Below are 26,099 nucleotides of genomic sequence, written 5' to 3' on the forward strand. Positions count from 1 at the left end.
ATCGGAATTACTCAAAATTTTACACTTGTTTTTATTAAAATCATAAAGTATCATTTTTATCAATTCGTCTCAGCCGTTTCCTGATCATCGTCTTGCTGATGAAGATGGTCTCCTTGCCGTGGGTGCAGATTTGAGTCCGGCGCGCTTGATCGATGCGTATAGTCAAGGAATTTTTCCTTGGTATAATGATGGTCAGCCGGTTTTATGGTGGTCGCCAGATCCCAGAATGGTGTTGAAACCTGAGGAAGTACACATCTCAAAGTCAATGAGAAAAGTGTTGCGCGACGCCAAGTTTAAGGTGACTTACAGTACGCATTTTCTAGACGTAATTTTAAACTGTAAGCGCATTAAACGAGATGATCAAGACGGTACGTGGATCACAAACGATATGGTCGAAGCCTATCTAAACCTACATAAATTGGGTTATGCAGAGTCTGTAGAGGTATGGCAGGATGAGGTTCTCGTAGGAGGGTTGTATGGCGTAAATCTCAAAGAAAAACAGGTTTTTTGTGGTGAAAGTATGTTTGCAAAAGCAAGTAATGCCAGCAAAGTTGCGTTAATCTCTTTAGCGCAAAAGCTTGCACGGCAAGACTATAAACTTATCGACTGCCAAGTATATACAACTCATCTGGAAAGTTTAGGAGCAAGAGAAATTACCAGAGAAGCGTTTCTGTCTTATTTATATTAGGTTTTATTCGTCGGATAAACTTAAAAAGCTTTGAGCCTAGTTTTAAACTAACCGGTAATGTTTTAGTATATGACTTACAGCATTTATTGGAGTTTGCTTACTTCAGCGTATCTAAAGCAATTCACCTCGTGATCGTTAACCATACCGGTAGCTTGCATATGCGCATAAACCACAGTTGAACCGGTAAATTTAAAACCACGCTTTTTTAGGTCTTTTGACAAGGCATCACTAATTGCGGTAGTTGCCGGCGCTTCTTTATAATTTTTTACCGAATTCTGAACAGGCTTGTGATTTACAAAACCCCAGATGTATTTAGAAAAACTACCAAATTCTTCTTGAATTTTTATAAAAGCTTGAGCATTGCTCACCGTAGCTTTTACTTTTAATCTATTTCTGATGATTCCGGGGTTTTGAAGGAGTTCTTCAAGTTTGGCTTCAGAATACGCTGCGATCTTTTTATAGTCAAAAGCATCAAGCGCTTCGCGAAAGTTTTCGCGCTTGCGCAAAATAGTGATCCAGCTTAACCCTGCCTGAAAAGTTTCTAAGATCAAAAATTCAAAGATGGTTTGATCGTCATAGACGGGGACGCCCCATTCTTGATCGTGGTACGCTTCATAAAGTGGATCGCCCACACACCAGCCACATCTGTGTTTTGTCATAATTCAAAGTAAGTTACTTCAAGGCAAGCCTCCGAGTATTAATCCCTTTGGCGGAGCCAATTGAAAATTAAAGGTAGACATTTTAAGGTGTTCTTAGCTACTGCGCTTTGTAAGTTGATTCAAAAAACACCGACTTTTGCTTTATGACGATTACAACTTTAGAACGACAAGAGCTGGTAACTGAAGCTCGAAAAAATGCTTTAACCTACGCAGATTACCGAATTTTGGTAGCCAAACACGCCCAATCTTTCACAAGCACCGGGCATACCCAAACCGAAGCTTTATCAAATTATACCGTACTTAATGACCGTCGTATGAAGCGCTGGGATAAAACTTTACAGTTTACTCCTGCCCAGGAAGACGAATTGGAAAACTATACAAGACCTGTAAATTGGTTGGTGCTTACTGAAAGTTGGTGCGGTGACGCTCCTGCGGCAGTGGCCGTAATGCATAAAATGGCTGAACTTCAGCCGGCTATAAACTTCAAGTTGGTCTTGCGTGATGATCACCCGCAATTGATGGATGCCTTCTTGACTAATGGTGGAAAAGCCATACCAAAATTGATCGTGCAGAATCCAGAGAATAATACTATAGTGACAAGTTGGGGTTCGCGTTCTAAGGCTGCACAGCAACTTGTGGCAGATTTTAAAGCGGAAAATGAAACGATAACGCCGGAGTTTATTAACACGCTTCAGAAATGGTATAATGATAATAAAGGACAAGCTGTGGTTGAAGAACTGCTTGCGATCTTAAAAGAATTTAACCTTGAAACTCAAAACTGATCGAGCCTAATTGTGAATCGCGCGTGCTTTTGTTAAAAATAGCCTGTTGCGCGTATTCTAAAGCTTGATCTACTAGACAACCGTTTGCGGTGGTTGAGGCGCTCTTATTAAACGTAACTTTAGTCACACCGCCTACGCCGTTGACCTGAATATTGATTACCACGCGCCCGGTAGCATCGCACGTATACACGGGATTAGGAATTTGAATCGCATTGCGCTCTTTGAGTTGATAAGTAACCGTACTGCGTCGATAGATCGAGGTATTTACTTTAGAAACTTCTTTAGCGTCGTCTGATGTGCCGGCAGACTGCTGCGCAGCACGTTTTTGACGCAACAATGCGATGCGTTCCCGGTAATCAGGAAATGCCTCGTCATCGCCGTCTGTATCTTCAGAAGGGTCTGCAGTTTCCGTGTCGCTTTTAAAGGCATTTTCTACTTCATTCTGCTGACTAAAAAATCTATTGGCTTCGCGCACCAAGCGACTACTGCTTTGCGCTTGATTAGTAATTTCTTGGGATTGCGGCTGTTCTTCTTCGGTTTGTTCCAGAAGTTCTTCTTCTGGTAGCTCTTCTGCAATAATCGGGATGGGAATAAATTCTTCTACCTGTGAAGTGTCATAAGGCTTGATGGTAAAAAATAGAAAAACTACCGAAAGAATACTGGCACCGCTAAAGGTGATCAACATCGCTTTATCTTGAGGAGACAGTTTCATCAATGCAAAATTACAAAAACGTAGTATGCGTGGCTGTTAAACAAAACGGAAGAGCTGTTAACTAATTGTTTGAAGTTTCAGCTTGTTTTAAAGCGGCCTCAAAGCTTTCTAAAGAAGTGGCATCTTTCACATCAAAATCACCAATTTTTGTTCTTCGCAAAGCGGAAAGATGTCCGCCGCTGTTTAGCGCTTTTCCAAAATCGTGTGCCAGTGACCTGATGTACGTTCCTTTACTGCAACGCACCCTAAAATCAACTTCAGGAAGTTCGATTCGGGTGATTTCAAATTCTGAAATTTCAACGGTTCTGCTGGGAATATCCACTTCCTCCCCGGCGCGTGCAAACTCATATAAGCGTTTTCCGTCTTTCTTCAACGCAGAAAAAACCGGCGGTTGCTGCTGAATAGCACCAGTGAATTGAGCAGTAGCGGATTTAATAAGCGTGTCGTTCAAATGTTCTGTAGAAAAGGTTTGATCAATCTCTGTTTCCAGGTCATAAGAAGGCGTCGTAGCACCTAATACGATAGTGCCCGTATATTCTTTCTCTTGCCCCATAAATTCTTCAATACGTTTGGTGAATTTACCGGTGCAAATGATAAGCAAACCAGTGGCCAAAGGGTCTAAAGTACCTGCGTGGCCTACTTTGATTTTTTTGATCTTAAAGGTTTTGCGGATCAACCAGCGAACTTTGTTTACCAGTTGGAATGAGGTCCAATTGAGTGGCTTGTCAAAAAGTAAAACCTGACCTTCTTTAAAATATTCTTCGGTAAACTGCATAAAATGTTTTTGTAATTCTTCGGTTTTCTAAAGGCTGTAGTACCCAAAACCAACGGCGATAATCCCAACGATAAGGCAATAAATAGCAAACCACGAGAGCTTACTCTTTTTAACCAATTTGATCATCCAGGTACAAGCGATAAGTCCGCTAACGAATGCAGCCACAAAACCTATAGACAGGGCGGTAAAATTCCCAGATTCGGTAGTGATCTCTCCACTAAGCAGGTCTTTTGCGATCTTCCCGAAGATCAACGGAACCACCATTAAAAAGGAAAAACGCGCGGCTTTGCTTTTATCGTTCCCTAATAAAACCGAAGTCGAGATCGTAGCACCACTTCTGGAAATCCCCGGAAGCATGGCGATAGCTTGTGCAATACCTATGGTAAAAGCATTACTGTAGCTAACCGGTTTTTGGGTGTCTTTAGCCTTATCTGCGAGCCATAATAAAAGCGCGGTAATGATAAGCATCATTCCTACAAGCAGAATGTTTCCGCCAAAAAGGCTTTCTAATTGTTCTTCAAAAAACAACCCGATAATCACGGCGGGAATCATCGAGATGATAATTTTTACAGCAAACTGTGTTTCTTCATTCCATTTAAACTGAAACAATCCTTTGAGAATATCAAGAATATCTTTTCTAAAAACTACCAGCGTACTGAGTGCTGTGGCAAAGTGTAAAACTACAGTAAAAAGAAGGCTTTCTTCAGGGAGTGTGCTGTCGCCTAAAATAGCTTTTCCGAGTTCAAGATGACCGCTTGAAGAAACCGGTAAAAATTCGGTAAGGCCTTGAATGATTCCGAGAATTATCGCATCGATTATATCCATTTACAAGGTATAGGTAAGTTAATTGACGTTTTTCTTCTTATCAGGATTCAGTAAGATCGCATATACCTCAATCCCAAAACCAATCAACACCAGCGCCGGAGCAAGACGTATGCGTCTCCAGTTATAAATCTCCGGATTAAATACCGTAGGATCATCACTACCACCGCCGGACATCAAGATAAAACCAAGTGCGATCACACCCAGGCCTATTAACATTACCTTGTAGTTTTTCTTTTTGAAAATGAAGCTGCTACGGTGCAGTTCGTTTTGTTTTTTTCGTTTTTGTTCTCCCATGCTAAAAAGGGTTAAAATTATGTTTTGAAAGGGCTTTTGATCTGAAAGCTCTTCTCTAATAATAAAGTTCGTCTGTTCTTAAATTCAAGAAACGCTGAGTAGCTAAAAAGGTACTGAACCACGTAATCAGCACACTTGCCAGAAAAACGCCTACAAACAAAATAGCCAGAATCACAGGGTCTGCCAGCAATTCTAACTCAGGGAAGGTTTGGTTCAAATAATAAAGAACCGCGGCCATTCCTGCGAGTGCGATTACTGCGCCTACCATTCCTAATTTCATACTCAGCCAGATAAACGGGCGGCGAATGAACCCCTTGGTCGCGCCCACCATTTGCATCGTTTTAATCGTAAAACGCTTAGAATATACTGAAAGACGTATGGCAGAGTTGATGAGCAATACCGCGATAAGCGTGAATACACCGCTAATCACCATCACCCACAAACTTATTTTTTTGATGTTATCGTTAAGCAGCGAGATCAATGGCTGGTCATAATTTACTTCTTCTACAAAGTCTTTAGCAAGTAAATTATCTGCGATTTCTTTAACCTGAGCCGCATCGACAAAATCGGCTTTGAGATAGACGTCAATGGAGTTTTGCAGCGGGTTGTAGCCTAAAAAGTCCATAAAATTCTCACCTATTTCTTTGCTGTGTTCTTCGGCAGCTTCTTCTTTAGAAACAAACTGCGTTGACTTGGTGTAATCGGCTAGTGCAAGCGTTTTTTCAAGTTGTTTGATCTCAACATCTTTGGCGTCATCTTTTAGGTAGATCGTCAATGCGATCTGTTCTTTAAAATGATCGGCAACTTTTTTAGAGTTGAGCACCAGAAGGCCCAGCAATCCCAATAAGAAAAGTACTAGCGCAATACTTAAAATCACCGAAAAATACGAGGAGATCAGTCTGCGACGTTGAAACTTTTCAAAGGATGATGCCATGCTGCTGCGTAAAATTTAATGCGATTAGTGGACAAAAATACTAAAGTTCGTGCTTCTTAAACGCACGCTTGACGCATTTTGTATTTTTATACTGAAGCAATTCACGCGTTTAGCGCCAACACTGATGCTAGCTGTTAAAAATGAAGTGCTTAAACTCTAAATTGTACTGATTTATGAATATTTTAATCTACGGAATAGGTGGCGTTGGAGGCTATTTTGGCGGAAAACTCACCAAAACTAAGAATCACGTGACTTTTATCGCTCGCGGAAAACATCTGGAAGCAATTCAAAAAAATGGATTAGAAGTCACAAGTTACAAAGGTGATTTTGAAGCTGAACCCGATTTGGCAACTGACGATTTAAGCGAAATCCCAACGCCTGATCTTGTGATTTTAGGAGTAAAGTCGTGGCAGGTTCCTGAGACCATCGAAGCTTTAAAGCCTTATGTAAAAGCTGAAACGCTATTTCTGCCGTTACAAAACGGAGCTTCCAATGCGGAGAAAATCCTTGAGGTTTTGCCTGATGCTCAGGTTTTGGGCGGTCTATGTAGAATAGTTGCTTTTAAAGACGGTCCCGGAAAAATAAAGCATCCCACTTTTGAACCCAGCATCACCTTTGGCGAACTCGACGGAAGCCTTTCTGAACGAGCAAAAGAACTTCAAGCATTATTTGAAGAAGCCGGTTTTACAGCCCATTTGGTTGAAGATATTCAAGTAGAGATCTGGAAGAAATTCTTATTCATTTGCACAATAAGCGGGATCGGCGGTTTGACGCGCGTGCCTATGGGTAAAATACGTTCGAGCGCTTATTTGTTTAAAATGATGAAAGACACCGCGCAGGAGATTTTTAATGTCGCCAAAGCAAAAGGAATTGCACTTACCGAAAAGCATATGGAGGCAGTTTTTGAGGCGATCCAGAATCAAGGAGCAGAGGTGACCGCTTCTACACAACGCGATATTATGGAAGGCAAACCCAGCGAACTCAACAACTTCAACGGCTATATCGTGCGCGAAGGAAAACGTCTAGGTGTTTCTGTGCCGGTAAATGAGATGATCTTTGAGTGTTTATTGCCAATGGAAAAAGAGGCAAGATCCTAGAAAACCTCGAGTAAACTCCCTCAGGGCTGACCCACGTGGCGTTCGTTCCGAACAAATTTTCAATTTCGTGGCATCCCGAAAGCTTTCGGGACGGAGTATTTAACCCTTTGGCGGTGCCAAAAAACCGGTCTGCTTAAATCGCTTTTAAATCGTTAAATTTGCCGCTCATTAAAATGCGCAGCGCGCAAAGCAATACACGGTAATGAACTACGATTTTAACGCGATAGAAAAAAAATGGCAAGAGTATTGGAGTGATCACGGTACTTTTCAGGCAAAAAATAACAGCAAGAAGCCTAAATATTATGTGCTCGATATGTTTCCATATCCATCAGGTGCGGGACTGCACGTTGGGCATCCGCTGGGGTATATTGCCAGTGATATTTATGCGCGTTACAAGCGTCATCAAGGTTTTAATGTGTTGCATCCGCAGGGGTACGATTCGTTCGGACTTCCGGCTGAGCAATATGCAATTCAAACCGGGCAACATCCGGCAATTACTACCGAAACTAACATTGCACGTTACCGCGAGCAATTGGATAAAATAGGATTTTCATTCGACTGGAGTCGCGAAGTGCGCACTTCAAATCCTGAGTATTACAAATGGACGCAATGGATATTTATTCAGCTTTTTGAAAGTTGGTATAACAACGATACCAATCAGGCAGAGCATATTGACACACTGATCGTTAAGTTTGAAGCCGAAGGAAATGCTTCGGTAAATGCAGTGTGCGATGAGGATGTTGAAGCTTTTACTGCTAAAGAATGGAATTCCGCCTCCGCGAAAGCAAAACAAGAACTTCTTTTAAAATATAGATTAACCTACCTGGCAGAAACCGAAGTAAACTGGTGCCCTGCGTTGGGTACGGTTTTGGCAAACGACGAGATCGTGAACGGCGTTTCAGAACGTGGCGGGCATCCTGTGGTGCGTAAAAAAATGACGCAGTGGAGTATGCGCATCAGCGCTTATGCACAACGTTTGCTAGACGGTTTGCAGGATATCGACTGGCCACAGCCACTTAAAGACTCGCAAACCAACTGGATCGGGCGCTCAAAAGGTGCCTCTGTCGAATTTAATGTCACTTCGAGCGCAGTCGAGAAGTCGTATAAAATTTCTGTATTTACCACCCGTCCCGATACCATTTTTGGAGTGACGTTTATGACACTTGCGCCAGAGTTAGATCTTGTAAAAGAAATTACAACTCCAGAGCAAAAAGCTGAGGTTGATGCTTATATCGAAGCGACTGCAAAGCGTAGTGAGCGCGAGCGTATGGCCGATGTAAAAACCATTTCAGGTGCCTTTACCGGTGCGTATGCCGAGCATCCATTCACAAAAGAACCTATTCCGATCTGGATTGGTGACTACGTGTTGGCCGGTTATGGAACCGGTGCCGTGATGGCGGTTCCTTGTGGCGATCAACGCGACTGGGATTTTGCAACGCATTTCAATATTCCGATCAAAAACATTTTTGACGGAGTCGATATCAGCGAACAAGCCTATGCTGAAAAGGATGCAACTCCGCTTAAAGATTCAGATTTCTTAAATGGATTGGCGTACAAGCAGGCGTTGCCAAAAGCGATTGAAGCATTAGAGAAATTAGGTGCCGGAAAAGGGAAAGTAAATTACCGTTTGCGGGACGCGGTCTTTAGCCGTCAGCGTTATTGGGGTGAGCCGTTCCCGGTGTATTATGTAGATGGAATGCCGCAAATGATTGATGCAGCGCATTTACCGATTCACCTGCCGGAAGTAGAAAAATATTTACCCACCGAAGAAGGTGAGCCGCCACTTGGCCGCGCCGATGTTTGGGCGTGGGATACCAAAACCCATGCAGTCGTGAGCAATGACAATATCGATCACGAGACAGTATTTCCATTGGAGTTGAATACGATGCCGGGTTGGGCAGGAAGCAGTTGGTATTTCTTCAGATATATGGAGAAAGCTTTGCGCGACGAAGCTTTTGCTTCAAAAGAAGCGATGGACTACTGGCAAAATGTGGACCTCTACATTGGGGGTAGCGAGCACGCTACAGGGCATTTATTGTACAGTCGTTTTTGGGTAAAATTCCTAAAAGATCGCGGCTTTGCTCCGGTGGAAGAACCCTTTAAAAAGCTGATCAATCAGGGGATGATTTTGGGAACTAGTGCTTTTGTGTATCGCATTGAGGGTGAAAATAAATTTGTTTCCGCTCAAAGCAAGAAGGACTTATCTGTACAGCCCATCCACGCGCCTGTGGAGTTTGTAAACGCATCAGATGAATTAGACGTGGAAGCCTTTAAAAACTGGAGACCAGAATTTAAGGATGCTGAATTTGTTCTTGAAAACGGTGTTTATAAAGTAGGCCGCGAAGTCGAAAAAATGTCTAAATCCAAATACAACGTGGTGAATCCCGATGATATTTGTGAGGAGTACGGTGCAGATACATTGCGTATGTACGAGATGTTCTTAGGTCCGTTAGAGCAGGCAAAACCTTGGAATACTGCAGGAATTACGGGAGTACACAACTTCCTTAAAAAATTATGGAAGCTGTATCATCAGGTAGATAAAGCAGGAAATTTGGGTGACTTTGAAGTTTCTGATGCGCCGGCTTCTAAGGAGGCGATGAAAACCTTGCACAAAACCATCAAAAAGGTACAGGAAGATATTGAGAACTTCAGTTTTAATACTTCGGTTTCTACGTTTATGATTGCAGTTAACGAACTCGCAGCTGCAAAATGCAATAACCGTGAAGTACTGGAGCCATTGGTAGTTTTGATTTCGCCTTATGCGCCACACATCGCAGAAGAATTGTGGAGTTTACTCGGTCACGACGAGTCAATCGCAACTGCTGCTTTCCCAGAGTTTGATGAAAAGCATCTGGTAGAAAGCAGTAAAGAATACCCGATCTCGTTTAATGGAAAAATGCGTTTTACGATGGAACTTCCGTTAGATCTTTCAAAAGAAGAAATCGAAAAAGCTGTACGTGCACACGAGAAAACGCAGGAGTATTTAGGCGGTCGTGAACCGAAAAAAGTAATCGTGGTTCCCGGTAAGATCGTGAACTTTGTAGGCTGATTTTTAAAATTCAAAAGCAAATGATAGGATCTGTAGTGTATTAGGGGAGATAAGGGTTTCGTGCGTTTATTTGGTACGAATGTTGGTCTGCTTTTAGGCAATTGATAACCCTTGTAATTATGAACAAAACACTACTTGGATTCTTAGGCATCGTTTTATGTTTAATTTCCTGCAAACCCACCGTAAATTATTTAGGCCGAAGTTATGCGCCCAGCACCAATGTTGAGATCTTTTTTGATGAGCAGGATATTGAAAAGGATTATTTGGTAATGGGAAAAATTGAAAATAATGGTCATCCCGGCGAAATTGACAATGCAGAAGATGTGCAGGCAGTAATGCTGGCCAAAGCAAAAAGTGTAGGAGCTGATGCAATCTTATACGGAGGAATGCCTCAAGAAAAATGGATCAGTGATGAAACTAGGACTTCTGTTGAAGAGGATGAGGATTCTAAGACTGTAAAAACAACCAATTCTGTTAATACAGTAAGAATCTATAATGCAGTCTTACTTAAATATCGAGACTAGTTTTGATGATGTCTCTATGAGCTACTACTTTCAAAAGTGAGTCCGGAGTGGTCCACTAAATTTGATAAAAGCCGCCTCTAATGGGGTGGGTATCTTGAATCTTAACGGCATAACTAATAAGTCAAAACGGCAGCAGAAATTTTCGGCTTATTTTTTGTTTATATTGGTTAGTTTTAAAAACAACTTAAATACAAAGCTATGATGGGATATTATATACTTATTGGTGCGATTGCATTGGTAAGTTGGCTAGTAAGCAATAAATTAAAAAGTAAGTTTAAAGAATACTCTCAGGTTCATCTACAAAATGGAATGAGTGGGGCAGAGATCGCGCGTAAAATGCTTAGCGATAATGGAATTACTGATGTAAAAGTGATCTCGGTGCAAGGGCAGTTGACAGACCATTATAATCCTGCCAAGAAAACCGTTAATTTGAGTGAACCTGTATATAATCAGCGCAATGCTGCTGCAGCTGCCGTTGCTGCACACGAGTGCGGTCACGCAGTGCAGCACGCAAAGGCCTATAGCTGGCTAACGATGCGTTCAAAACTGGTGCCTGTGGTGAGTGTTGCATCGCGTATGTCTATGTTTGTGATCATTGGAGGAATCGTTTTGATGTCGATCATTGGCTCTGGTTTAGGAATGACCGTTGCGATTATCGGGCTTGGTTTATTTGCTATGGGAACCTTGTTTTCATTCATTACCCTTCCGGTTGAATATGATGCAAGTAATCGTGCATTGGCTTGGTTAGAATCGGCAAATATGTTAACGCCAAGAGAACACGACGGAGCCAAAGATGCTTTAAAATGGGCTGCCAGAACTTATGTTGTAGCTGCGATTGGTTCACTTGCAACCTTGTTATATTTCGCTTTACAAATTTTTGGCGGAAGACGTTAAGCACGTTGCGCCTATAAAAATTTAAAACCCATTCCATTTAAACGGAATGGGTTTTTTGTGTAACTTCAAGCTATAAAGTTTTGAAAATGTGGACTAAAACTAAAATATTAAAACAGTTAGAACATCTACCGGAAGAGTTTTCAATAGATCAATTGATTGAACAGCTTTTGAATTCTGAAGATGAAGGTGCGCGCTTTTCAAGAGAGGATTTAATAGCCCGTGTTCAGGAATCTGAAGATGATTTTACTCAAGGTCGAGTACAATCTCTGAAAGATTTAAATAAAGCATCAGAAAAGTGGTGACACAATGATGCGTATTGTCTGGACTCAATTTGCAATTGATCGCTTAAAAGAAATTTTTGAGTATTATGCAGAGCACGTAAATAAGCGTGTAGCACATAAAATAAGAACTGAAATTTTAAGTGCTTCCAGGTATTTAGAGAAACATCCCGAGTCAGGTCAAATAGAAGAAAACCTTAAATCTTTGAAATTTACGTATCGTTATATTTTGATAGGTAACTATAAATTGATTTATAGAATAGAGGATGCGGATGTAGTACTAATCAATGATGTTTTTGACGTACGACGTGATCCAGACAAGATGTTGAATTTATAAAAACAAAAAGCCTCAAACAGCATTTCTGTTTGAGGCTTTTCGCTTCTACTTATATTCTATTTAATCAAGAATTCGAATCACAAAGTAATTCTTCTTTCCGCGTTGTAAGAGTACAAAGCGATCGTTGATCAAGTCATCTGTAGTGATGGTAAAATCTTCGGCTACTTTTTCCTGATTTACAGAAATTGAATTCTGTTTTAAAGCGCGTCTTGCTTCTCCGTTAGATTTTAAAAATCCGGTTTTTTCTGCCAGCGCATTTACCATATCTAATCCTGCTTCGATCTCACCACGGCTTACTTCCGCTTGCGGAACTCCTTCAAAAACATCTAAAAAGGTTTTCTCATTAAGCGCTTTTAGGTTTGCAGCTGTAGACTTTCCGAAGAGAATTTCTGAAGCTTTTACCGCGTTCTCATAATTTTCAACACCGTGTGTACTGATGGTTACTTCTTCCGCCAGTCGCTTTTGTAAGGCGCGCTGATGTGGCGCTTCCTGATGCTCTGCGATAAGATTCTCTATTTCTTCTTTTCCTAAAAAGGTGAAAATCTTAATGTATTTTGCTGCATCCTCGTCGCTGGTATTCAACCAATATTGGTAAAATCTGTACGGCGAAGTGCGTTCTGCATCTAACCAAATGTTACCACCGGCAGTTTTCCCAAATTTTGTTCCGTCTGCTTTGGTGATTAGGGGGCAAGTCATTGCATACGCTTTTCCGCCGCCAATTCTGCGTACCAATTCGGTTCCTGTAGTGATGTTTCCCCACTGGTCGCTTCCGCCCATTTGCAGTGTTAGCTCTTTCTCACGATATAAGTGTAAAAAGTCATAACCCTGAACGAGTTGGTAAGTAAACTCAGTAAAACTCATTCCTTCCGCAGATTCTGCAGATAAACGTTTTTTAACCGAATCTTTAGCCATCATATAGTTTACGGTAATGTGTTTACCCACATCGCGTATAAACTCCAGAAAGCTAAAATCTTTCATCCAGTCGTAATTGTTCACAAGAACCGCTGCGTTTTCTTCATCAGAATCAAAATCCAGAAAGCGCGATAATTGCTCCTTAATGGCTTCCTGATTGTGACGCAAGGTTTCTTCATCAAGCAAATTACGCTCATCAGATTTTCCCGAAGGATCGCCAATCATACCCGTGGCACCACCTACAAGAGCAATAGGTCTGTGACCGCTTGCCTGAAAATGTTTGAGCATCATAACGCCCACGAGGTGACCTATATGAAGCGAGTCTGCAGTTGGGTCGATCCCCACATAAGCAGATCGCATCTGTTCCATAAGGTGTTCTTCAGTCCCGGGCATCACATCGTGAATCATCCCTCGCCATTGCAGCTCTTCAACAAAATTGGTAATCATAATTGCTAGTTTACGCGCCAAGCGCGATTTAATATGTTTTTTCTAAGTGCTGCGGTTGTTGATGAAAAAATCAGTTTCTAAAACCGCAGCGACAAGTCAACGGGTGACTATTTATAAGCCTGCAAATATAAATATAATGCCCAAAGCTTGGCAGCAAGAATAGAAGAATATGCCTAACTTCGTAGCTATGATTTTAGTTACTGGAGGTACCGGTTTAGTGGGCTCGCATTTGTTGTGGCAATTGGTTGCGCAAGGCGAAAATAAGATTCGTGCGATTTATAGAACCGAAGCTAAAATTAAAGCGGTAGAAGCGCTTTTTCAATGGAAAAATGAACGTGAAGGAATTGCTGATTTTACGGCTGATTTTTCGCAGATCGAATGGCTTCATGCAGATGTAACTGATATTCCTGCATTAACCGAAGCGTTCACGGGAATAACTAGAGTTTACCATTGTGCTGCGCTGGTTTCTTTTAATCCTAAACGTTTTGACGAACTTCAAAAGAACAATGTTGAAGGTACAGCAAATATTATCAATTTGTGTTTAAAGCATCAAGTTGAAAAATGTTGTTATGTGAGCTCTGTGGCGGCTTTGGGAGATGGTGTAAAAGCAATTACTGAAGAAACGCACTGGGAAGCCAATAAAGAAAATAGCGTTTATAGTATTTCAAAATTCGCTTCAGAAATGGAAGTCTGGCGCGGTACGCAAGAAGGCCTCGATGTGGTGATCGTGAATCCGGGAGTGATTTTGGGAGAAGGCTTTTACGACAGTGGAAGCGGTACGATGTTTAAACAAATTGTAAACGGACTAAAATTCACGGTTCCTGGTGCTACAGGATTTGTTGATGTCATTGATGTGGTGCGCGCGATGATCGCTTTAATGCAAAGCGATGTGCTTAATGAACGCTTCATTCTGGTAGGACATAATCTTGCTTTTGAAACCGTATTGAAAAAAGCAGCGACAGCTTTAGGAGTAAAGGCTCCGTCTAAAATGCTTAAGAAATGGCAGCTTGATCTCGCTTGGAAAATAGATTGGTTTTTAAATCTTTTAGGTAAACGACGTAAGCTTACCAAAAGCACCGCCAAATCTGGGTATACAAAAACCGTTTATGAGGCGGAAAAACTAAAAACTCCCTTTCCCGAATTTGAGTACACTCCCATAGAAACTACACTCAGCCGAGTTGCAAAACATTTTAACTACTCACAGGAGCTAAAATAGAATCGTTTTCGAGTTCGATATCAGGATGAGGTTGATTTGCTTTTTTAATAGAATCTCTTCTGCGTTTGCTTTCTTCAATACGTATGCTGTCTAGATCATTTTGCTCAAACTGAATCTCATCACGTTGTGCGGTCAAACGCGCATTGACTTCCTCCCAAATCGACGTGTATTCGTTGAAGTTTACGCTGTAGTAGTCAATACTTTGAGCGAGTTGTAAACTGTCAACGTCGTATTTATCATAGATAAAAGTATCAGGCTCTAAGCCTAAAGCACGCATATCGTTTACGCTATAGGTCTTTAGAGCACGTAAGAGCGAAATATCATATAAGATATCCGTCATTTTCTCCCGCTCAATAAAATTGTCAGGCTTTTTTGGGCGCTCGATATCGTGGCAGCTCACGACTGCCAAAACAACTAAAAGCAAAATGTAGCCTTTTTTGATCATCGATTAAAAGTTAAACGCTTGCCGTGCTTCTCATCGTATACTTTAAAATTCTTATAAGCCAATTGACCATTGACGAAGGTATGAGAGATGCGGGATTTAAAAGTGTTTCCTTCAAAGGGAGACCATTTGCATTTATAAAGAATATTGTCTGTGGTTACCGTCCACGGATTGTTTAAGTCTACTAAAACAAGGTCAGCATAATAACCGGGTTTGATATACCCTCGTTTTTCAACTTCAAAAAGAATGGCCGGATTGTGGCACATTTTTTCAACGATCTTCTCAAGGCTAATTTTGCCTTCGTGATACTTTTCAAGCATTGCGGGTAACGCGTGTTGTACTAGAGGTCCGCCGCTAGGTGCTTTAGTGTATACGTTTTGCTTTTCTTCTAACGTATGCGGGGCGTGATCTGTAGCAATCACATCTAGACGATCATCAAGTAAAGCTTCCCATAGTGCTGCACGGTCTGTTTTTTTCTTTACTGCCGGATTCCATTTTATAAGGGTTTGCTTGTCTTCATAGTCCTCATCAGAAAACCAAAGATGGTGAATACAAACCTCGGCAGTGATCTTTTTATCTTTTAATGGAATTTTATTGCTGAAAAGTTCCATTTCTTTCGCTGTAGAAAGGTGAAATACATGCAAACGTGCGCCGGTTTCTTTAGCTAAAGCGATCGCTTTTGAAGAAGATAAATAGCAGGCTTCTTCACTGCGAATAATAGGATGCATATTAATAGGAATATCGTCACCATAACGCTCTTTATAGATCGCAAGATTTTTCTTGATCGTTTCTTCATCCTCACAATGCACCGAAATTACAAGATCTGTGCTTTTGAAGATTTCTCGTAGCACTTCTTCATCATCAACGAGCATGTTTCCGGTAGAGCTTCCTAAGAAAAGTTTGAGGCCGGCAACTTTTGATTTATCAACCTTCTTTATTTCAGAAAGGTTATCGTTAGTCCCGCCAAACATAAATGAGTAGTTGGCGTGTGAGGTTTCGGCAGCACGCGTAAATTTTTCCTCTAATTTTTCGATAGTGGTTGCCTGGGGAATCGTATTAGGCATCTCAATGAACGAAGTGATTCCGCCGGCTACGGCTGCGCGAGATTCAGACCCAATGGTTGCTTTATGCGTGAGGCCGGGTTCTCTAAAATGTACCTGATCATCGATCACCCCGGGTAAAAGGTGTTTTCCTTCGGCATCAAAAACATGTACATCCGGACCTTTAACACTAAGGTTTTGGCTTATTTCAACAATAATTCCGTGTTCTATGTAAACGTCGCCACGCATAATGGTGCCTTCATTTACGATATGTGCATCTTTGATAAGTACCTTTTCCATCTATATATCGTAACTTTTAAAAAGACTTTTAAACTTCATTCCTAAAACGCCAAAAACGGCTTCACTAAAAATACCGGTGCTCATCTTGCTGGTGCCTTTAGTGCGATCAACAAAGATTACCGGTACTTCAATAATTTTAAAACCAAGTAAATGCGCTTTGAATTTCATTTCAATCTGAAACGCATAACCTACAAACTTGATTTTGTCGAGCGTTATTTTTTCTAAAACTTCGCGTTTATAGCAAATAAAACCTGCGGTCGTATCTGCAATATCTAAGCCAGTTATAAATCTAACATATTTTGACGCGATGTATGACATTAAGACGCGTCCCATAGGCCAGTTTACTACATTGACTCCGGTTTTGTATCGAGAACCAATGGCTAAATCTGCACCGCCTTTAGCACAAGCATTATACAGTCTGATCAGGTCATTGGGGGCGTGAGAGAAATCTGCATCCATCTCAAATATGTATGCATAATCTCGTTCCAGAGCCCATTTGAATCCTGCGATGTATGCCGTGCCCAAGCCATTTTTGCCGGGACGCTCAAGCAGGTGAATTTGACCTATAAATTCCTGTTGTAAATTCTTGACCAATGCGGCGGTTCCGTCTGGCGAATTGTCATCAACAACCAAAACCTCAAACGCGCGTTGCTGCGCAAAAATATTACGCACCAACTTTTCAATATTTTCAGCTTCGTTGTAGGTGGGAATTATGACGAGCGAACCTGCCATCGTTGTGTGATTTATGCGCAAATGTAAAGATTTTGAAGGTTATTTGTTTCGGCATTTCTATAAACTCTTGTATTTATAGTAATTTTGAACCCATAAAAATTGAAGAGTTTGCAAGCCTTAGAACGCAGTTTTATTAGTAATGACTGGATCACGATTGTCTTTGTGACATGCTTGGTTTTAATTGCCGTGGCAAAGGCTGTTTATGAAACCCGATTTGTAGATTTTGTAGAGCTCTTGATCAATGAAAAATATTTGCTGAAGGCGAATAAAGACATCAGGTTTGAGAATCCGTTTAACCTGATTTTGTTTACTATTCAGTTTTTTTCGATTTCGTTGTTTATCTACATTGTGTTTAATGAGTTGAATGTGCTCACAGACGCTTCAAATTTTTTGCTGTACGTGCGTATTGTCTTGGCTTATGTGGTTTTTGTATCGCTTAAGTTTTTTATAGAACGTATGCTGGGCGTACTTTTTAATGGGGAGCAAGAGCTCAATTCATACCAGTTCTCTAAGCTTAGTTACCGCAGTTACTTTGCGTTGCTTCTTTTGCCGGTAAATGCCATTTTTATTTATGCACTCGCGCCTGGTTTTATCGCGATTGTGATCATAATGATTTTGTTTCTGATTTTTAACGTAATCAGCCTTTTTAACACGTACCGCAGGTATGAAAATATGATTTACAATAATCTGTTTTATTTTATTTTGTACCTTTGCGCACTTGAAATTGCGCCCTACTTCATTTTATATAAGGTGTTTAGTTTTATATAGTTTGAACATGAAGCGTGAAATAAACACAAATTTAGCATGTCTATGAAAGTGAAGACTATTTTGGTTTCGCAACCAGAACCAAAAGTTGAGAATTCCCCCTATTTTGAGTTACAGGAAAAGAAGAAGGTAAAAGTTGACTTCATTCCGTTTATCCACGTTGAAGGTGTATCAGGCAAGGAGGTTAGACATCAAAAAATTGACCTTAGTAAATACACTGCGATTATCTTAACCAGCCGTAATGCGGTAGATAATTTTTTCAGAATTGCTGAGGAAATGCGTTTTAAGGTGCCAGACAGCCTAAAGTATTTTTGCCAGAGTGAAGCGGTAGCTTACTATTTGCAGAAGTATGTTGTGTATCGTAAACGTAAGATTTATGTTGGGAAACGTACTTTTACTGAGATGTCACCAATTTTAAAGAAATACAAGAATGAGAAGTTTTTACTTCCATCGTCAGATTCTTTAAAACCTGAAGTGCCTAATGTTCTTAACGATCTGAATTTAAAATGGGACCGCGGTATTTTTTACCGAACTGTTGTAAGTGATCTGTCGCACTTAAAAGACGTGACTTATGACATTCTTGTGTTCTTTAGTCCAAGTGGAATCAAGTCGTTGTTTGAAAACTTTCCTGATTTTAAACAAAATGACACCCGCATCGCAGTATTTGGAAACTCTACAATTAGAGCGGTAGAAGAAGCCGGACTCAAAGTAAACATCAAAGCACCTACACCAGAAACCCCATCGATGACGATGGCTTTAGAGAAGTATATTGACGACGTCAATAAAAAATAATCTTCTGGTTGAGAAAAAATTAAAAGGCTCCTGATTAGGAGCCTTTTGTGTTCAATTAACTATCCTAGCGGGGGTTGTCCTTCTAGAATTTCTTCATTTGCATAAGCTTCAAACTTTTTAAAGTTCTCTTTAAAAGAAGAGGCTAGTTTGTGTGCTGTTGCATAGTAGGCCTCATCATTGCCCCAAGTTTGACGCGGACTCAACACCTCATCAGGAACTCCCGGGCACGTGCGTGGTTGTGCTACTCCAAAAACAGAATGGGTATGATAATCCTCGTGATTGATAGGGCCAAAAGCATCGTTTAATACCGCATTGATCATCGCACGCGTATATTTTAATTCCATACGCTTACCAATACCGTAGGGTCCGCCGGTCCATCCTGTATTAATCAACCAAACATTAACCCCGGATTTTTTCATTTTTGCGCTGAGCATTTCAGCATAATGCGTGGGGTGTAAAGGCATAAAAGGAGCTCCAAAACACGCAGAAAATGAAGGTGCCGGTTCATTTACACCAGCTTCTGTACCGGCAACTTTTGCGGTGTAGCCGCTAATGAAATGATAAGCAGCTTGCCCCGGTGTCAATTTTGAAATAGGAGGCAATACTCCAAAAGCATCTGCTGTGAGAAAGAAAATATGCTTTGGATTATTACCTACAGAAGGTTTTTGAATATTTTCAATATGATGTATTGGGTAACTCACGCGTGTATTGGGCGTGATCGATGTATTGCTGTAGTCCACCTGTTTCTGATGATCTACAATCACATTTTCTAAAAGTGCGCCCCGTTTTATCGCATTAAAAATATCGGGTTCTTGCGCTTCAGATAAATTGATCACTTTGGCATAGCATCCTCCTTCAAAATTGAAAATGGTATCGTCAGCTGTCCAACCATGCTCATCATCACCTATTAACTTACGGTTAGGGTCTGCGCTAAGCGTGGTTTTACCGGTGCCTGATAACCCAAAGAAAATTGCTGTTTGATCATCCTCACCCACATTGGCTGAACAATGCATAGGAAGCGTATTCTTTTCGGTAGGCAGTACAAAGTTTAGTACAGAAAAAATACTCTTTTTGATTTCGCCGGTGTAGCCGGTACCACCAATCAAAATCGTTTTTTCTTCAAAACTGATGATTGCAAAATTTTCTTGACGCGTTCCGTCAATTTCAGGATCGGCCTTAAAGCCGGGCGCATTGAGCACCAGCCAGTCTTCCTTAAAATTCTCGAGTTCATCTTCACTAGGTCTCAAAAACATATTGTAAACAAACAGGTTAGACCATGGAAATTCATTCACCACACGCACGCCCATTTTATAGCGTTCATCGGCGCAGGCAAAAGCATCGCGTACATACAGTTTACGGTCAGATAGGTAGGTGGTCATTTTTTCCTTTAAACGGTAAAATTTGGCTTTGTCAAAAGGAATGTTGATAGCGCCCCACCAGACCTTGTCACGGGTGTATTCATCGATCACAATGAAGCGATCTTTTGGAGATCTTCCGGTAAATTTCCCGGTTTCAATTGCTAAAGCACCAGAGTCTGTAGTGGTGCCTTGACCTAAAAGTACGCATATTTGATGCAGCTCTTCCGGAGGCAATTGATAATGAATTGTTGCATTTTTGATTCCATATTGCGTCATCGCAATCGTTTTCGTAAATAAGGCAGTTGAAGCCATAAATTTGAATTTTTAGAAATACGATGTAAAGCTAATGCTTTAAAATTATCAAATAGTTAAAAAATGATAATTATTTTAGTAATTTGATAAAATTATAAGTGATTGCAATCCAGGCTGAAATAAGCAAAGCACCACCTATTGGAGTGATCCAGGCGATCGCCGAAATATCAATACCTGTGATAGGTTTTGTGGTGAGTAAGTAAATAGAGCCGCTAAATAAAATCACGCCGATTAAAATCAGATAAAAACTGATTTTCTGTGCTTTTTGCGATAAAGGCAATGCGGTTCCTGCTAGCAGAAGTAAAAAAGCATGATACATTTGGTAACGCACTCCGGTTTCAAACGAATCAATAGCTTCTGAGGATAAACTTTCTTTGAGTCCGTGCGCACCAAATGCGCCCAAGATTACAGCAGTTAGTCCTAAAAGCGCACCGGTGATCAGAAGAGTTCTTTGCATAGCTTTGGTTTAAAATATGCGATCAAATGTCTAAATTATACTATGTAAAAATACGCTTTTATTATGCGAAACATCTTGATTATTGGTGCAGGAAAATCTACTGCGCAACTCATAAAATATTTGGCAGACAAGGCTTCCGTAGAACAATTACAACTCACGGTTGCAGATCGTGATCCGGCTCAGGCAAAACGATTGGTGGGAAATCTTGCCTGTGCTAATGCGATTACACTAGATATCGCGAATGCTGAAGAACGTCAGCAGCAAATCAGCAAAGCCGATATCGTTATAAGTATGCTTCCTGCGCGTTTACATATTGACGTGGCGCGCGATTGCCTGGCGCTTCGTAAAAATCTGGTCACGGCTTCCTACATAAGTGATGCAATGCTAGAGCTTGATAACGAGGTTAAAAAGAAAGGGCTTGTGTTTATGAACGAAGTAGGTCTTGATCCGGGGATTGATCATATGAGCGCGATGCGGGTGATTGATCGGGTTCGTGATGCTGGCGGGAAAATGCTGTTGTTTGAGTCTTTTTGTGGTGGTTTAGTCGCTCCCGAAAGTGATTCGAATCTTTGGAATTATAAATTCACTTGGAATCCCAGAAACGTGGTGCTTGCCGGTCAAGGCGGTGCTGCAGAATTTATTCAGGAAGGTACTTATAAGTATATTCCGTATCAGCGGTTATTCAGAAGAACCGAATTTCTTGATGTGGAAGGCTATGGAAGATTTGAAGCCTATGCCAATAGAAACTCACTAAAATACCGAAGTATTTACGGTCTTGAAGATATTTCAACGCTCTATCGCGGTACGATGCGTCGTGTAGGATTTTCTCGCGCTTGGAATCTTTTTGTTCAACTAGGAATGACTGATGATAGCTATACCTTACAAGACACCGAAGCGATGAGCTATCGCGAATTTACCAACCTGTTTTTACCGTATTCACCTACCGATTCTGTGCAGCTCAAGTTGCGTCATATGCTTAAAATTGATCAGGATGATTTGCTTTGGGATAAATTGTTAGAGCTTAACTTGTTTGATGACAATAGAAAAATAGGGTTGAAAGAAGCAACACCCGCGCAATGCTTGCAGCGAATTTTGGAAGATCAATGGACGCTAGCGGAAACCGATAAAGATATGATCGTGATGTATCATAAGTTTGGTTACGAGATCAATGGCGAAAAGAAACAAATTGATGCGACGATGGTAAGTGTTGGCACCAATCAAACCTACACTGCAATGGCAAAAACTGTTGGTTTGCCGGTAGGTATTGCAGCGCTCAAAATACTGAACAAAGAGATCACTACTCCCGGTGTTCAGCTGCCGATACGGCGTGAAGTTTACAATCCAATTTTAGATGAGTTGGAAGAGAATGGTATTGTTTTTAAGGAATATGAAGTGCCTTATTTAGGGTACAATCCGCACCATCAATAAATCAGACTGATTAAAAATTTAAAGTTTTTTATAGGGTTACGCTTATAGTAATGGAGTTAATTGCTATTTTTAGTTGAAATACTATAGGTTATGAAAATCGTAAACGAACAAATAGCAATAGACGGAATTGATAAAATTATTCTTCGTCAATTGATGGATGATGCACGTAAACCCATTTTAGAGATTGCACGTCAGGTAGGGATTTCTGGCGCTGCGATACATCAACGTCTCAGAAAATTAGAAAAATCGGGTTTGATCACCGGCTCTAAGTTCACTATAGACCCAAAAATTTTAGGATACAATACGATGGCGTTTATTGGGATCTATTTAGATCGCGCGATGAGCAATCCTAAAGCCGTAAAACAGCTTGAAGAAATCCCGGAAGTTTTGGAGTGTCATTACACGACAGGGAACTGGTCTATTTTTATCAAGATCCTGTGTAAGAATAACGAACATTTAATGCATCTTCTCAATAAAAAAGTACAGGCGATTGATGGTGTTTCAAGAACCGAAACATTCATCTCGTTAAATCAGCAGATAGAACGTCAGATTCAGATATGATTGAAAGCCTTACTTCTCAAGAGATTCAAAACTTGTTCGATTACGAGTGTGTTGAGGTAGAAGAAGAATCATTTGAAGAATTTACTTCCAGATATAATGGTTTTGGGTCCGATTTTTATCAAGAACTATCAACTAAATTCCCCTTAGTCTTTCAATATTTGCGATTTTATAAAGAAGTTAGAGGCACAGGAAAATGTTCAGGACAACTAAACTTTCCTGATCTCAAAGCGAGCCACGCTCACTTTTTATATAGAGATTTTGCGCTCGTAATAGGATTAGATCCTGAGACACCTCAAATTTCCATTCACAATTATAAAACAGGAATTGAAGTAGGTTATTGGAGCGATAAGCCTTTCGAGGAATTAAATAAGTTTATTGAATTTGAGATCCTACCAATTTTTAGCCAATAAAAAACCCGGCACTCTTTCTTATCAAGTAACCGGGTTTTCCAACTTAACTAACCAACCAATTATGAACACTTATTGAGTCGGTTATATAGGAGATACCTTACATCTTTTTTTCAAAAAAATCACAAAACCATCAAGTTACAGCCGCGAATGTCTGACGTGTCAAAGCGACCTAAAATCTCAAAGCGGTTTTCATCGAGTTTTTTACCTAAATCTTGAGTCGCGATAAAAGGACACGAATAGTGATTGGCGAGATCGATCACGTTGATTCCGCCGGTTTTTCCGGGAGCTACATAATTTAATGCATCTTCGGTATCGCGCATAAAAACCTGCATCCAAGGCGGATTTGTAAAAATGCCGTTTCCGTTAGAATAGCCTTGCGAAAGCAATTCGGTCATCCCATATTCGCTATGAATTTCAGTTACACCAAAGCCTTCTTTTAGAATTGCGTGTAATTCCTCTCTAATGAGCTCTTTTCTTCGGCCTTTCATACCACCGGTTTCCATCACAATGGTATTTTTCAGCTTAAAATCAAATTGCTCCACAAGATCAAGCAACGCAAAAGAAACCCCAATTAAAAGCACTTTTTCGCCTGCGGCATCAAGACGGTTTAATTTTTCGCTCAAAGCATTATAATCATTCAGATAAAAGCCGCTATCCGGTTTTTTGCTGTCTTTGATCAAACAGTCAACCATATAAATAAGAGACGAACCATCGCGCTCCAAGTAAGATGGGAGCAACGCAAGCACCGTATAATCTTCAATAGCGCCGTAATGCAGTTTAAAGCTTTCGCGAAAGCTTTTCTCATACACTTTTAGATCGGTTACATAATGTTTGCTGGTGATGCTTCCGGTGGTTCCGCTACTAGTGAAAATCGTTTGAACAGCTTCATCTGAAGCTATGATTTTAAATTCTTTAAAAAACTGAATGGGCAAAAACGGAATTTGATCAAGCTCAGTAATGTCAGCAGGATCAACTTTTAAATGATCACAAAATTGACGGTAAATGGTGTTATGCTCCCACTGATAGTTAAACGACGCTAAGGCAAGTTCTTTAAACTGATCTTGGGTTTGAATTTGGAATATAGAATCTGGAAGCATACATAAATTTAGAGGATGTAAAGTTATTTAAAATCAAAAAGCAGGCTAACATTTATTATTTTTAAAGCAAGCTAAGTTTATCTAAATGTTACCAATGCAGTTAGCATGACCGTGCCAAATATTAAAATGTATCTTTACGATTCGATTAAATTTTTAGTCTTATGAAGAAAAAAGAGATTAAGATTTTGCTTGTTGACGACGAGCCGGATATTCTTGAGATTGTAGGGTATAACCTGAGTAATGAAGGTTATCAAGTCATTACCGCTTCAAACGGAAAAGAAGGGGTAAAAGCAGCTAAAAAGAATAGTCCGCATCTTATTATTCTTGATGTGATGATGCCCGAGATGGATGGTATCGAAGCCTGTGAACAAATACGTAAACTGCCGGGTCACGAAGAAACGATCATAACGTTCTTAACGGCGCGCGGAGAGGATTATTCTCAAGTTGCCGGTTATGACGCCGGTGCTGATGATTATATTACTAAGCCTATCAAGCCTAAAGTTTTGGTAAGTAAAGTAAAGGCGCTACTGCGTCGTCTTAAAGAGGAAGAAGAGGGTGACAGTTCGGTTAAAATAGGTGATCTGGTAATCAATCGTGAAGAATACAAGATCATTAAAGACAAAAAAGAGATGGTACTGCCACGTAAGGAGTTTGAACTACTTTCTTTGCTTGCTTCAAAACCCGGGAAAGTATTTAAGCGAGAAGATATTCTTGACAAAGTTTGGGGTAATGAAGTGGTTGTAGGTGGCAGAACCATTGATGTGCACATTAGAAAACTACGTGAAAAAATAGGCGATAAAAAATTTAAAACCATTAAAGGCGTAGGGTACAAATTTGTGGTTTAAATGGCAGTAAATTTTAAAAAATCTTACCGTTTTGCAGTGTTTTCATCACTGATGATCACGGTTGCCTTAACGCTCTTTGTGAGCGTTTTTTTCTATATGACCGCCAGCATAGATTGGGTATTTACTATTCTATTTGCGTTGGTGTGTTTTGCGTTGTCTTTTTTGTTGATCCAAGTTCGGGTAGAGCGATTTATCTATAACAGGGTCAAGCAAATTTATGATGACGTTACGCTTCTGGATGTAACATCTTTGCGTCGTGGCCAGATCACGACAGATATGTCTAGCCTTACTAAAGAGGTAGAGCGCTTTGCAGCAAGCAAAAAGTTAGAGATAGAATCGCTTAAAATCAGAGAAGAGTACCGAAAGGAATTTATGGGGAATGTGGCGCACGAACTCAAAACACCTTTGTTTACTGCGCAAGGTTATATTTTGACGCTTCTTGATGGCGCGATGAAAGACAAATCGGTGCGTAAAAAGTATTTAAAGCGTGCAGGAGCTTCAATTGAGCGTCTGGTCTATCTCGTTAACGATCTGGATATGATCGCTAAGCTCGAAGTTGGAGATCTTAATATTCGATATGAATATTTTGATATGGTCGAGTTGGTCAACGATACTTTTGAATTGCTTGAGATGGAAGCTGCAAAGAAAAACATTACGCTTACTACAGATATGGATTATGATTACCCAATAATGGTAAATGCCGATCGGGAGCGTATTCAGCAGTTGTTGACCAATCTTATCGTAAATTCAGTAAAGTATGGAAAACAAGACGGTACCACGGAGATTTCGATAGAAAACCTTATTCAGAATAAAGTTATTGTACGTGTGACTGATAATGGTGAAGGGATTTCTTCAGAGCATATTCCACGACTGTTTGAACGTTTTTATCGCGTAGATAAAAGCGGTTCGCGTCGAGAAGGAGGTTCAGGACTTGGGCTCTCTATCGTCAAGCACATTATTGAAGCCCATGACGAAAAGATTTATGTTGAAAGCGACTTTGGAGTGGGATCTGAGTTTTCGTTCACCCTTGAAAAGGCCGAAGAGCTCCCTGAAGCTCCCTTGGTTAAATCTGACTTGGTCAAATGATGAGGTAAAACCACTATACACCTTAACCTTACTCAAATCTTTTAAACTGAA

General features: G+C 40.5%; 29 protein-coding genes. 16 read left to right on the top strand and 13 right to left on the bottom strand.

The features are described 5' to 3' along the window. The first annotated feature begins 49 nt into the window (after positions 1-49). Complete coding sequence (gene aat, locus HCN54_RS16080) at positions 50-688, top strand: leucyl/phenylalanyl-tRNA--protein transferase (RefSeq protein ID WP_167598945.1); 639 nt, start codon at positions 50-52, stop codon at positions 686-688. 83 nt (positions 689-771) lie between these two features. On the opposite strand, the gene HCN54_RS16085 is transcribed toward aat, so the two are convergent. After that, on the bottom strand, positions 772-1,347 hold the full coding sequence (locus tag HCN54_RS16085; protein ID WP_167598585.1) for a DNA-3-methyladenine glycosylase I: 576 nt from the start codon (positions 1,345-1,347) through the stop codon (positions 772-774). 143 nt (positions 1,348-1,490) lie between these two features. Here HCN54_RS16085 and HCN54_RS16090 point away from each other — a divergent pair, with 143 nt between their 5' ends. Then, on the top strand, positions 1,491-2,129 hold the full coding sequence (locus HCN54_RS16090) for a thioredoxin family protein (RefSeq protein WP_167598586.1): 639 nt from the start codon (positions 1,491-1,493) through the stop codon (positions 2,127-2,129). Here the strand turns inward: HCN54_RS16090 and HCN54_RS16095 are convergent. The 5 genes from HCN54_RS16095 to HCN54_RS16115 form a co-directional block, all read right to left on the bottom strand. After that, positions 2,107-2,841: a hypothetical protein gene (locus HCN54_RS16095; protein WP_167598587.1), complete on the bottom strand. Its 735-nt coding sequence runs from the start codon at positions 2,839-2,841 to the stop codon at positions 2,107-2,109. The two genes, HCN54_RS16090 and HCN54_RS16095, sit on opposite strands and share 23 nt — an antisense overlap. 61 nt (positions 2,842-2,902) lie before the next feature. Next, complete coding sequence (gene truB / locus HCN54_RS16100; RefSeq protein WP_167598588.1) at positions 2,903-3,616, bottom strand: tRNA pseudouridine(55) synthase TruB; 714 nt, start codon at positions 3,614-3,616, stop codon at positions 2,903-2,905. 27 nt (positions 3,617-3,643) lie between these two features. Continuing rightward, on the bottom strand, positions 3,644-4,441 hold the full coding sequence (gene uppP / locus HCN54_RS16105; RefSeq protein WP_167598589.1) for an undecaprenyl-diphosphatase UppP: 798 nt from the start codon (positions 4,439-4,441) through the stop codon (positions 3,644-3,646). A gap of 18 nt (positions 4,442-4,459) precedes the next feature. Further along, positions 4,460-4,735, bottom strand: a complete 276-nt coding sequence (locus tag HCN54_RS16110; RefSeq protein ID WP_167598590.1) for a DUF3098 domain-containing protein — start codon at positions 4,733-4,735, stop codon at positions 4,460-4,462. Positions 4,736-4,790: 55 nt separating this feature from the next. After that, complete coding sequence (locus HCN54_RS16115; RefSeq protein ID WP_167598591.1) at positions 4,791-5,669, bottom strand: cell division protein FtsX; 879 nt, start codon at positions 5,667-5,669, stop codon at positions 4,791-4,793. Between the two features lie 173 nt (positions 5,670-5,842). Between HCN54_RS16115 and HCN54_RS16120 the strand changes: the two genes are divergently transcribed. The 6 genes from HCN54_RS16120 to HCN54_RS16145 all read left to right on the top strand — a co-directional run bounded on the left by HCN54_RS16120 (position 5,843) and on the right by HCN54_RS16145 (position 11,848). After that, positions 5,843-6,766, top strand: coding sequence for a ketopantoate reductase family protein (locus tag HCN54_RS16120; RefSeq protein WP_167598592.1), 924 nt, complete (start codon positions 5,843-5,845; stop codon positions 6,764-6,766). A 202-nt stretch (positions 6,767-6,968) separates the two neighbouring features. Further along, a complete protein-coding gene (gene leuS, locus HCN54_RS16125; RefSeq protein ID WP_167598593.1) occupies positions 6,969-9,815 on the top strand; it encodes a leucine--tRNA ligase in 2,847 nt (948 codons plus the stop codon). 119 nt (positions 9,816-9,934) lie between these two features. Further along, entirely contained in the window at positions 9,935-10,339 is a 405-nt protein-coding gene (locus HCN54_RS16130; protein WP_167598594.1) for a hypothetical protein, read from the top strand. A 198-nt stretch (positions 10,340-10,537) separates the two neighbouring features. Further along, the gene (locus HCN54_RS16135) at positions 10,538-11,233 is read left to right on the top strand and encodes a zinc metallopeptidase (protein ID WP_072981281.1); all 696 of its coding nucleotides are present in this window, start codon (positions 10,538-10,540) and stop codon (positions 11,231-11,233) included. Positions 11,234-11,319: 86 nt separating this feature from the next. After that, positions 11,320-11,535, top strand: a complete 216-nt coding sequence (locus HCN54_RS16140) for a hypothetical protein (protein ID WP_167598595.1) — start codon at positions 11,320-11,322, stop codon at positions 11,533-11,535. A 4-nt stretch (positions 11,536-11,539) separates the two neighbouring features. Further along, on the top strand, positions 11,540-11,848 hold the full coding sequence (locus tag HCN54_RS16145) for a type II toxin-antitoxin system RelE/ParE family toxin (protein WP_167598596.1): 309 nt from the start codon (positions 11,540-11,542) through the stop codon (positions 11,846-11,848). A 60-nt stretch (positions 11,849-11,908) separates the two neighbouring features. On the opposite strand, the gene tyrS is transcribed toward HCN54_RS16145, so the two are convergent. Further along, a complete protein-coding gene (gene tyrS, locus HCN54_RS16150; RefSeq protein WP_167598597.1) occupies positions 11,909-13,207 on the bottom strand; it encodes a tyrosine--tRNA ligase in 1,299 nt (432 codons plus the stop codon). A gap of 187 nt (positions 13,208-13,394) precedes the next feature. On the opposite strand from tyrS, the gene HCN54_RS16155 reads away from it, so the two are divergent. Next, positions 13,395-14,423, top strand: a complete 1,029-nt coding sequence (locus tag HCN54_RS16155) for an NAD-dependent epimerase/dehydratase family protein (protein WP_240924908.1) — start codon at positions 13,395-13,397, stop codon at positions 14,421-14,423. Here the strand turns inward: HCN54_RS16155 and HCN54_RS16160 are convergent. From HCN54_RS16160 to HCN54_RS16170, 3 genes are read right to left on the bottom strand one after another with little or no spacing between them, the layout of a single operon-like run. Further along, positions 14,398-14,868 carry a DUF4296 domain-containing protein gene (locus HCN54_RS16160; protein ID WP_167598599.1) on the bottom strand — a complete coding sequence of 157 codons (471 nt, stop codon included), beginning with the start codon at positions 14,866-14,868 and terminating at the stop codon, positions 14,398-14,400. The two genes, HCN54_RS16155 and HCN54_RS16160, sit on opposite strands and share 26 nt — an antisense overlap. Further along, a complete protein-coding gene (locus HCN54_RS16165) occupies positions 14,865-16,205 on the bottom strand; it encodes a dihydroorotase (protein WP_072981288.1) in 1,341 nt (446 codons plus the stop codon). Before HCN54_RS16165 ends, HCN54_RS16160 begins: the two co-directional genes overlap by 4 nt. Next, complete coding sequence (locus HCN54_RS16170) at positions 16,206-16,937, bottom strand: polyprenol monophosphomannose synthase (RefSeq protein ID WP_072981290.1); 732 nt, start codon at positions 16,935-16,937, stop codon at positions 16,206-16,208. 108 nt (positions 16,938-17,045) lie between these two features. Between HCN54_RS16170 and HCN54_RS16175 the strand changes: the two genes are divergently transcribed. Together HCN54_RS16175 and HCN54_RS16180 are read left to right on the top strand one after the other, a co-directional pair. Next, positions 17,046-17,705, top strand: coding sequence for a DUF4271 domain-containing protein (locus HCN54_RS16175; protein ID WP_167598600.1), 660 nt, complete (start codon positions 17,046-17,048; stop codon positions 17,703-17,705). Between the two features lie 42 nt (positions 17,706-17,747). Beyond that, a complete protein-coding gene (locus HCN54_RS16180; RefSeq protein ID WP_072981809.1) occupies positions 17,748-18,494 on the top strand; it encodes a uroporphyrinogen-III synthase in 747 nt (248 codons plus the stop codon). A gap of 59 nt (positions 18,495-18,553) precedes the next feature. Here HCN54_RS16180 and pckA read toward each other — a convergent pair whose 3' ends face one another. Both pckA and HCN54_RS16190 read right to left on the bottom strand, forming a co-directional pair. Beyond that, the gene (gene pckA, locus HCN54_RS16185) at positions 18,554-20,164 is read right to left on the bottom strand and encodes a phosphoenolpyruvate carboxykinase (ATP) (RefSeq protein WP_167598601.1); all 1,611 of its coding nucleotides are present in this window, start codon (positions 20,162-20,164) and stop codon (positions 18,554-18,556) included. Positions 20,165-20,234: 70 nt separating this feature from the next. Then, the gene (locus tag HCN54_RS16190) at positions 20,235-20,621 is read right to left on the bottom strand and encodes a DUF423 domain-containing protein (RefSeq protein ID WP_167598602.1); all 387 of its coding nucleotides are present in this window, start codon (positions 20,619-20,621) and stop codon (positions 20,235-20,237) included. Between the two features lie 63 nt (positions 20,622-20,684). Between HCN54_RS16190 and HCN54_RS16195 the strand changes: the two genes are divergently transcribed. The 3 genes from HCN54_RS16195 to HCN54_RS16205 all read left to right on the top strand — a co-directional run bounded on the left by HCN54_RS16195 (position 20,685) and on the right by HCN54_RS16205 (position 23,020). Next, positions 20,685-22,049, top strand: a complete 1,365-nt coding sequence (locus HCN54_RS16195; protein WP_167598603.1) for a saccharopine dehydrogenase family protein — start codon at positions 20,685-20,687, stop codon at positions 22,047-22,049. A gap of 90 nt (positions 22,050-22,139) precedes the next feature. Then, positions 22,140-22,610, top strand: coding sequence for an Lrp/AsnC ligand binding domain-containing protein (locus tag HCN54_RS16200; protein ID WP_072981297.1), 471 nt, complete (start codon positions 22,140-22,142; stop codon positions 22,608-22,610). After that, positions 22,607-23,020, top strand: a complete 414-nt coding sequence (locus HCN54_RS16205; RefSeq protein ID WP_167598604.1) for a hypothetical protein — start codon at positions 22,607-22,609, stop codon at positions 23,018-23,020. The genes HCN54_RS16200 and HCN54_RS16205 overlap by 4 nt, the downstream gene beginning before the upstream one ends. Positions 23,021-23,139: 119 nt before the next feature. Here the strand turns inward: HCN54_RS16205 and HCN54_RS16210 are convergent, their stop codons facing one another. Beyond that, entirely contained in the window at positions 23,140-24,117 is a 978-nt protein-coding gene (locus tag HCN54_RS16210) for an acyl transferase (protein WP_167598605.1), read from the bottom strand. A 161-nt stretch (positions 24,118-24,278) separates the two neighbouring features. Between HCN54_RS16210 and HCN54_RS16215 the strand changes: the two genes are divergently transcribed. After that, entirely contained in the window at positions 24,279-24,962 is a 684-nt protein-coding gene (locus HCN54_RS16215; protein WP_072981301.1) for a response regulator transcription factor, read from the top strand. Continuing rightward, a complete protein-coding gene (locus HCN54_RS16220) occupies positions 24,963-26,048 on the top strand; it encodes a sensor histidine kinase (protein WP_072981303.1) in 1,086 nt (361 codons plus the stop codon). The last annotated feature ends 51 nt before the right edge of the window (positions 26,049-26,099 follow it).

This window comes from Leeuwenhoekiella sp. ZYFB001, from assembly GCF_011784865.1.
GTDB classification, from domain to species: Bacteria; Bacteroidota; Bacteroidia; order Flavobacteriales; family Flavobacteriaceae; genus Leeuwenhoekiella; species Leeuwenhoekiella palythoae.

Coding starts and splice junctions, on each gene's coding strand:
- HCN54_RS16085 (WP_167598585.1), bottom strand. CDS start 1,347: ATGACAAAACACAGATGTGGCTGGTGTGTGGGCGATCCACTTTATGAA.
- HCN54_RS16090 (WP_167598586.1), top strand. CDS start 1,491: ATGACGATTACAACTTTAGAACGACAAGAGCTGGTAACTGAAGCTCGA.
- HCN54_RS16095 (WP_167598587.1), bottom strand. CDS start 2,841: ATGAAACTGTCTCCTCAAGATAAAGCGATGTTGATCACCTTTAGCGGT.
- truB (WP_167598588.1), bottom strand. CDS start 3,616: ATGCAGTTTACCGAAGAATATTTTAAAGAAGGTCAGGTTTTACTTTTT.
- uppP (WP_167598589.1), bottom strand. CDS start 4,441: ATGGATATAATCGATGCGATAATTCTCGGAATCATTCAAGGCCTTACC.
- HCN54_RS16110 (WP_167598590.1), bottom strand. CDS start 4,735: ATGGGAGAACAAAAACGAAAAAAACAAAACGAACTGCACCGTAGCAGC.
- HCN54_RS16115 (WP_167598591.1), bottom strand. CDS start 5,669: ATGGCATCATCCTTTGAAAAGTTTCAACGTCGCAGACTGATCTCCTCG.
- HCN54_RS16120 (WP_167598592.1), top strand. CDS start 5,843: ATGAATATTTTAATCTACGGAATAGGTGGCGTTGGAGGCTATTTTGGC.
- leuS (WP_167598593.1), top strand. CDS start 6,969: ATGAACTACGATTTTAACGCGATAGAAAAAAAATGGCAAGAGTATTGG.
- HCN54_RS16130 (WP_167598594.1), top strand. CDS start 9,935: ATGAACAAAACACTACTTGGATTCTTAGGCATCGTTTTATGTTTAATT.
- HCN54_RS16135 (WP_072981281.1), top strand. CDS start 10,538: ATGATGGGATATTATATACTTATTGGTGCGATTGCATTGGTAAGTTGG.
- HCN54_RS16140 (WP_167598595.1), top strand. CDS start 11,320: ATGTGGACTAAAACTAAAATATTAAAACAGTTAGAACATCTACCGGAA.
- HCN54_RS16145 (WP_167598596.1), top strand. CDS start 11,540: ATGATGCGTATTGTCTGGACTCAATTTGCAATTGATCGCTTAAAAGAA.
- tyrS (WP_167598597.1), bottom strand. CDS start 13,207: ATGATTACCAATTTTGTTGAAGAGCTGCAATGGCGAGGGATGATTCAC.
- HCN54_RS16155 (WP_240924908.1), top strand. CDS start 13,395: ATGATTTTAGTTACTGGAGGTACCGGTTTAGTGGGCTCGCATTTGTTG.
- HCN54_RS16160 (WP_167598599.1), bottom strand. CDS start 14,868: ATGATCAAAAAAGGCTACATTTTGCTTTTAGTTGTTTTGGCAGTCGTG.
- HCN54_RS16165 (WP_072981288.1), bottom strand. CDS start 16,205: ATGGAAAAGGTACTTATCAAAGATGCACATATCGTAAATGAAGGCACC.
- HCN54_RS16170 (WP_072981290.1), bottom strand. CDS start 16,937: ATGGCAGGTTCGCTCGTCATAATTCCCACCTACAACGAAGCTGAAAAT.
- HCN54_RS16180 (WP_072981809.1), top strand. CDS start 17,748: ATGAAAGTGAAGACTATTTTGGTTTCGCAACCAGAACCAAAAGTTGAG.
- pckA (WP_167598601.1), bottom strand. CDS start 20,164: ATGGCTTCAACTGCCTTATTTACGAAAACGATTGCGATGACGCAATAT.
- HCN54_RS16190 (WP_167598602.1), bottom strand. CDS start 20,621: ATGCAAAGAACTCTTCTGATCACCGGTGCGCTTTTAGGACTAACTGCT.
- HCN54_RS16195 (WP_167598603.1), top strand. CDS start 20,685: ATGCGAAACATCTTGATTATTGGTGCAGGAAAATCTACTGCGCAACTC.
- HCN54_RS16200 (WP_072981297.1), top strand. CDS start 22,140: ATGAAAATCGTAAACGAACAAATAGCAATAGACGGAATTGATAAAATT.
- HCN54_RS16205 (WP_167598604.1), top strand. CDS start 22,607: ATGATTGAAAGCCTTACTTCTCAAGAGATTCAAAACTTGTTCGATTAC.
- HCN54_RS16210 (WP_167598605.1), bottom strand. CDS start 24,117: ATGCTTCCAGATTCTATATTCCAAATTCAAACCCAAGATCAGTTTAAA.
- HCN54_RS16215 (WP_072981301.1), top strand. CDS start 24,279: ATGAAGAAAAAAGAGATTAAGATTTTGCTTGTTGACGACGAGCCGGAT.
- HCN54_RS16220 (WP_072981303.1), top strand. CDS start 24,963: ATGGCAGTAAATTTTAAAAAATCTTACCGTTTTGCAGTGTTTTCATCA.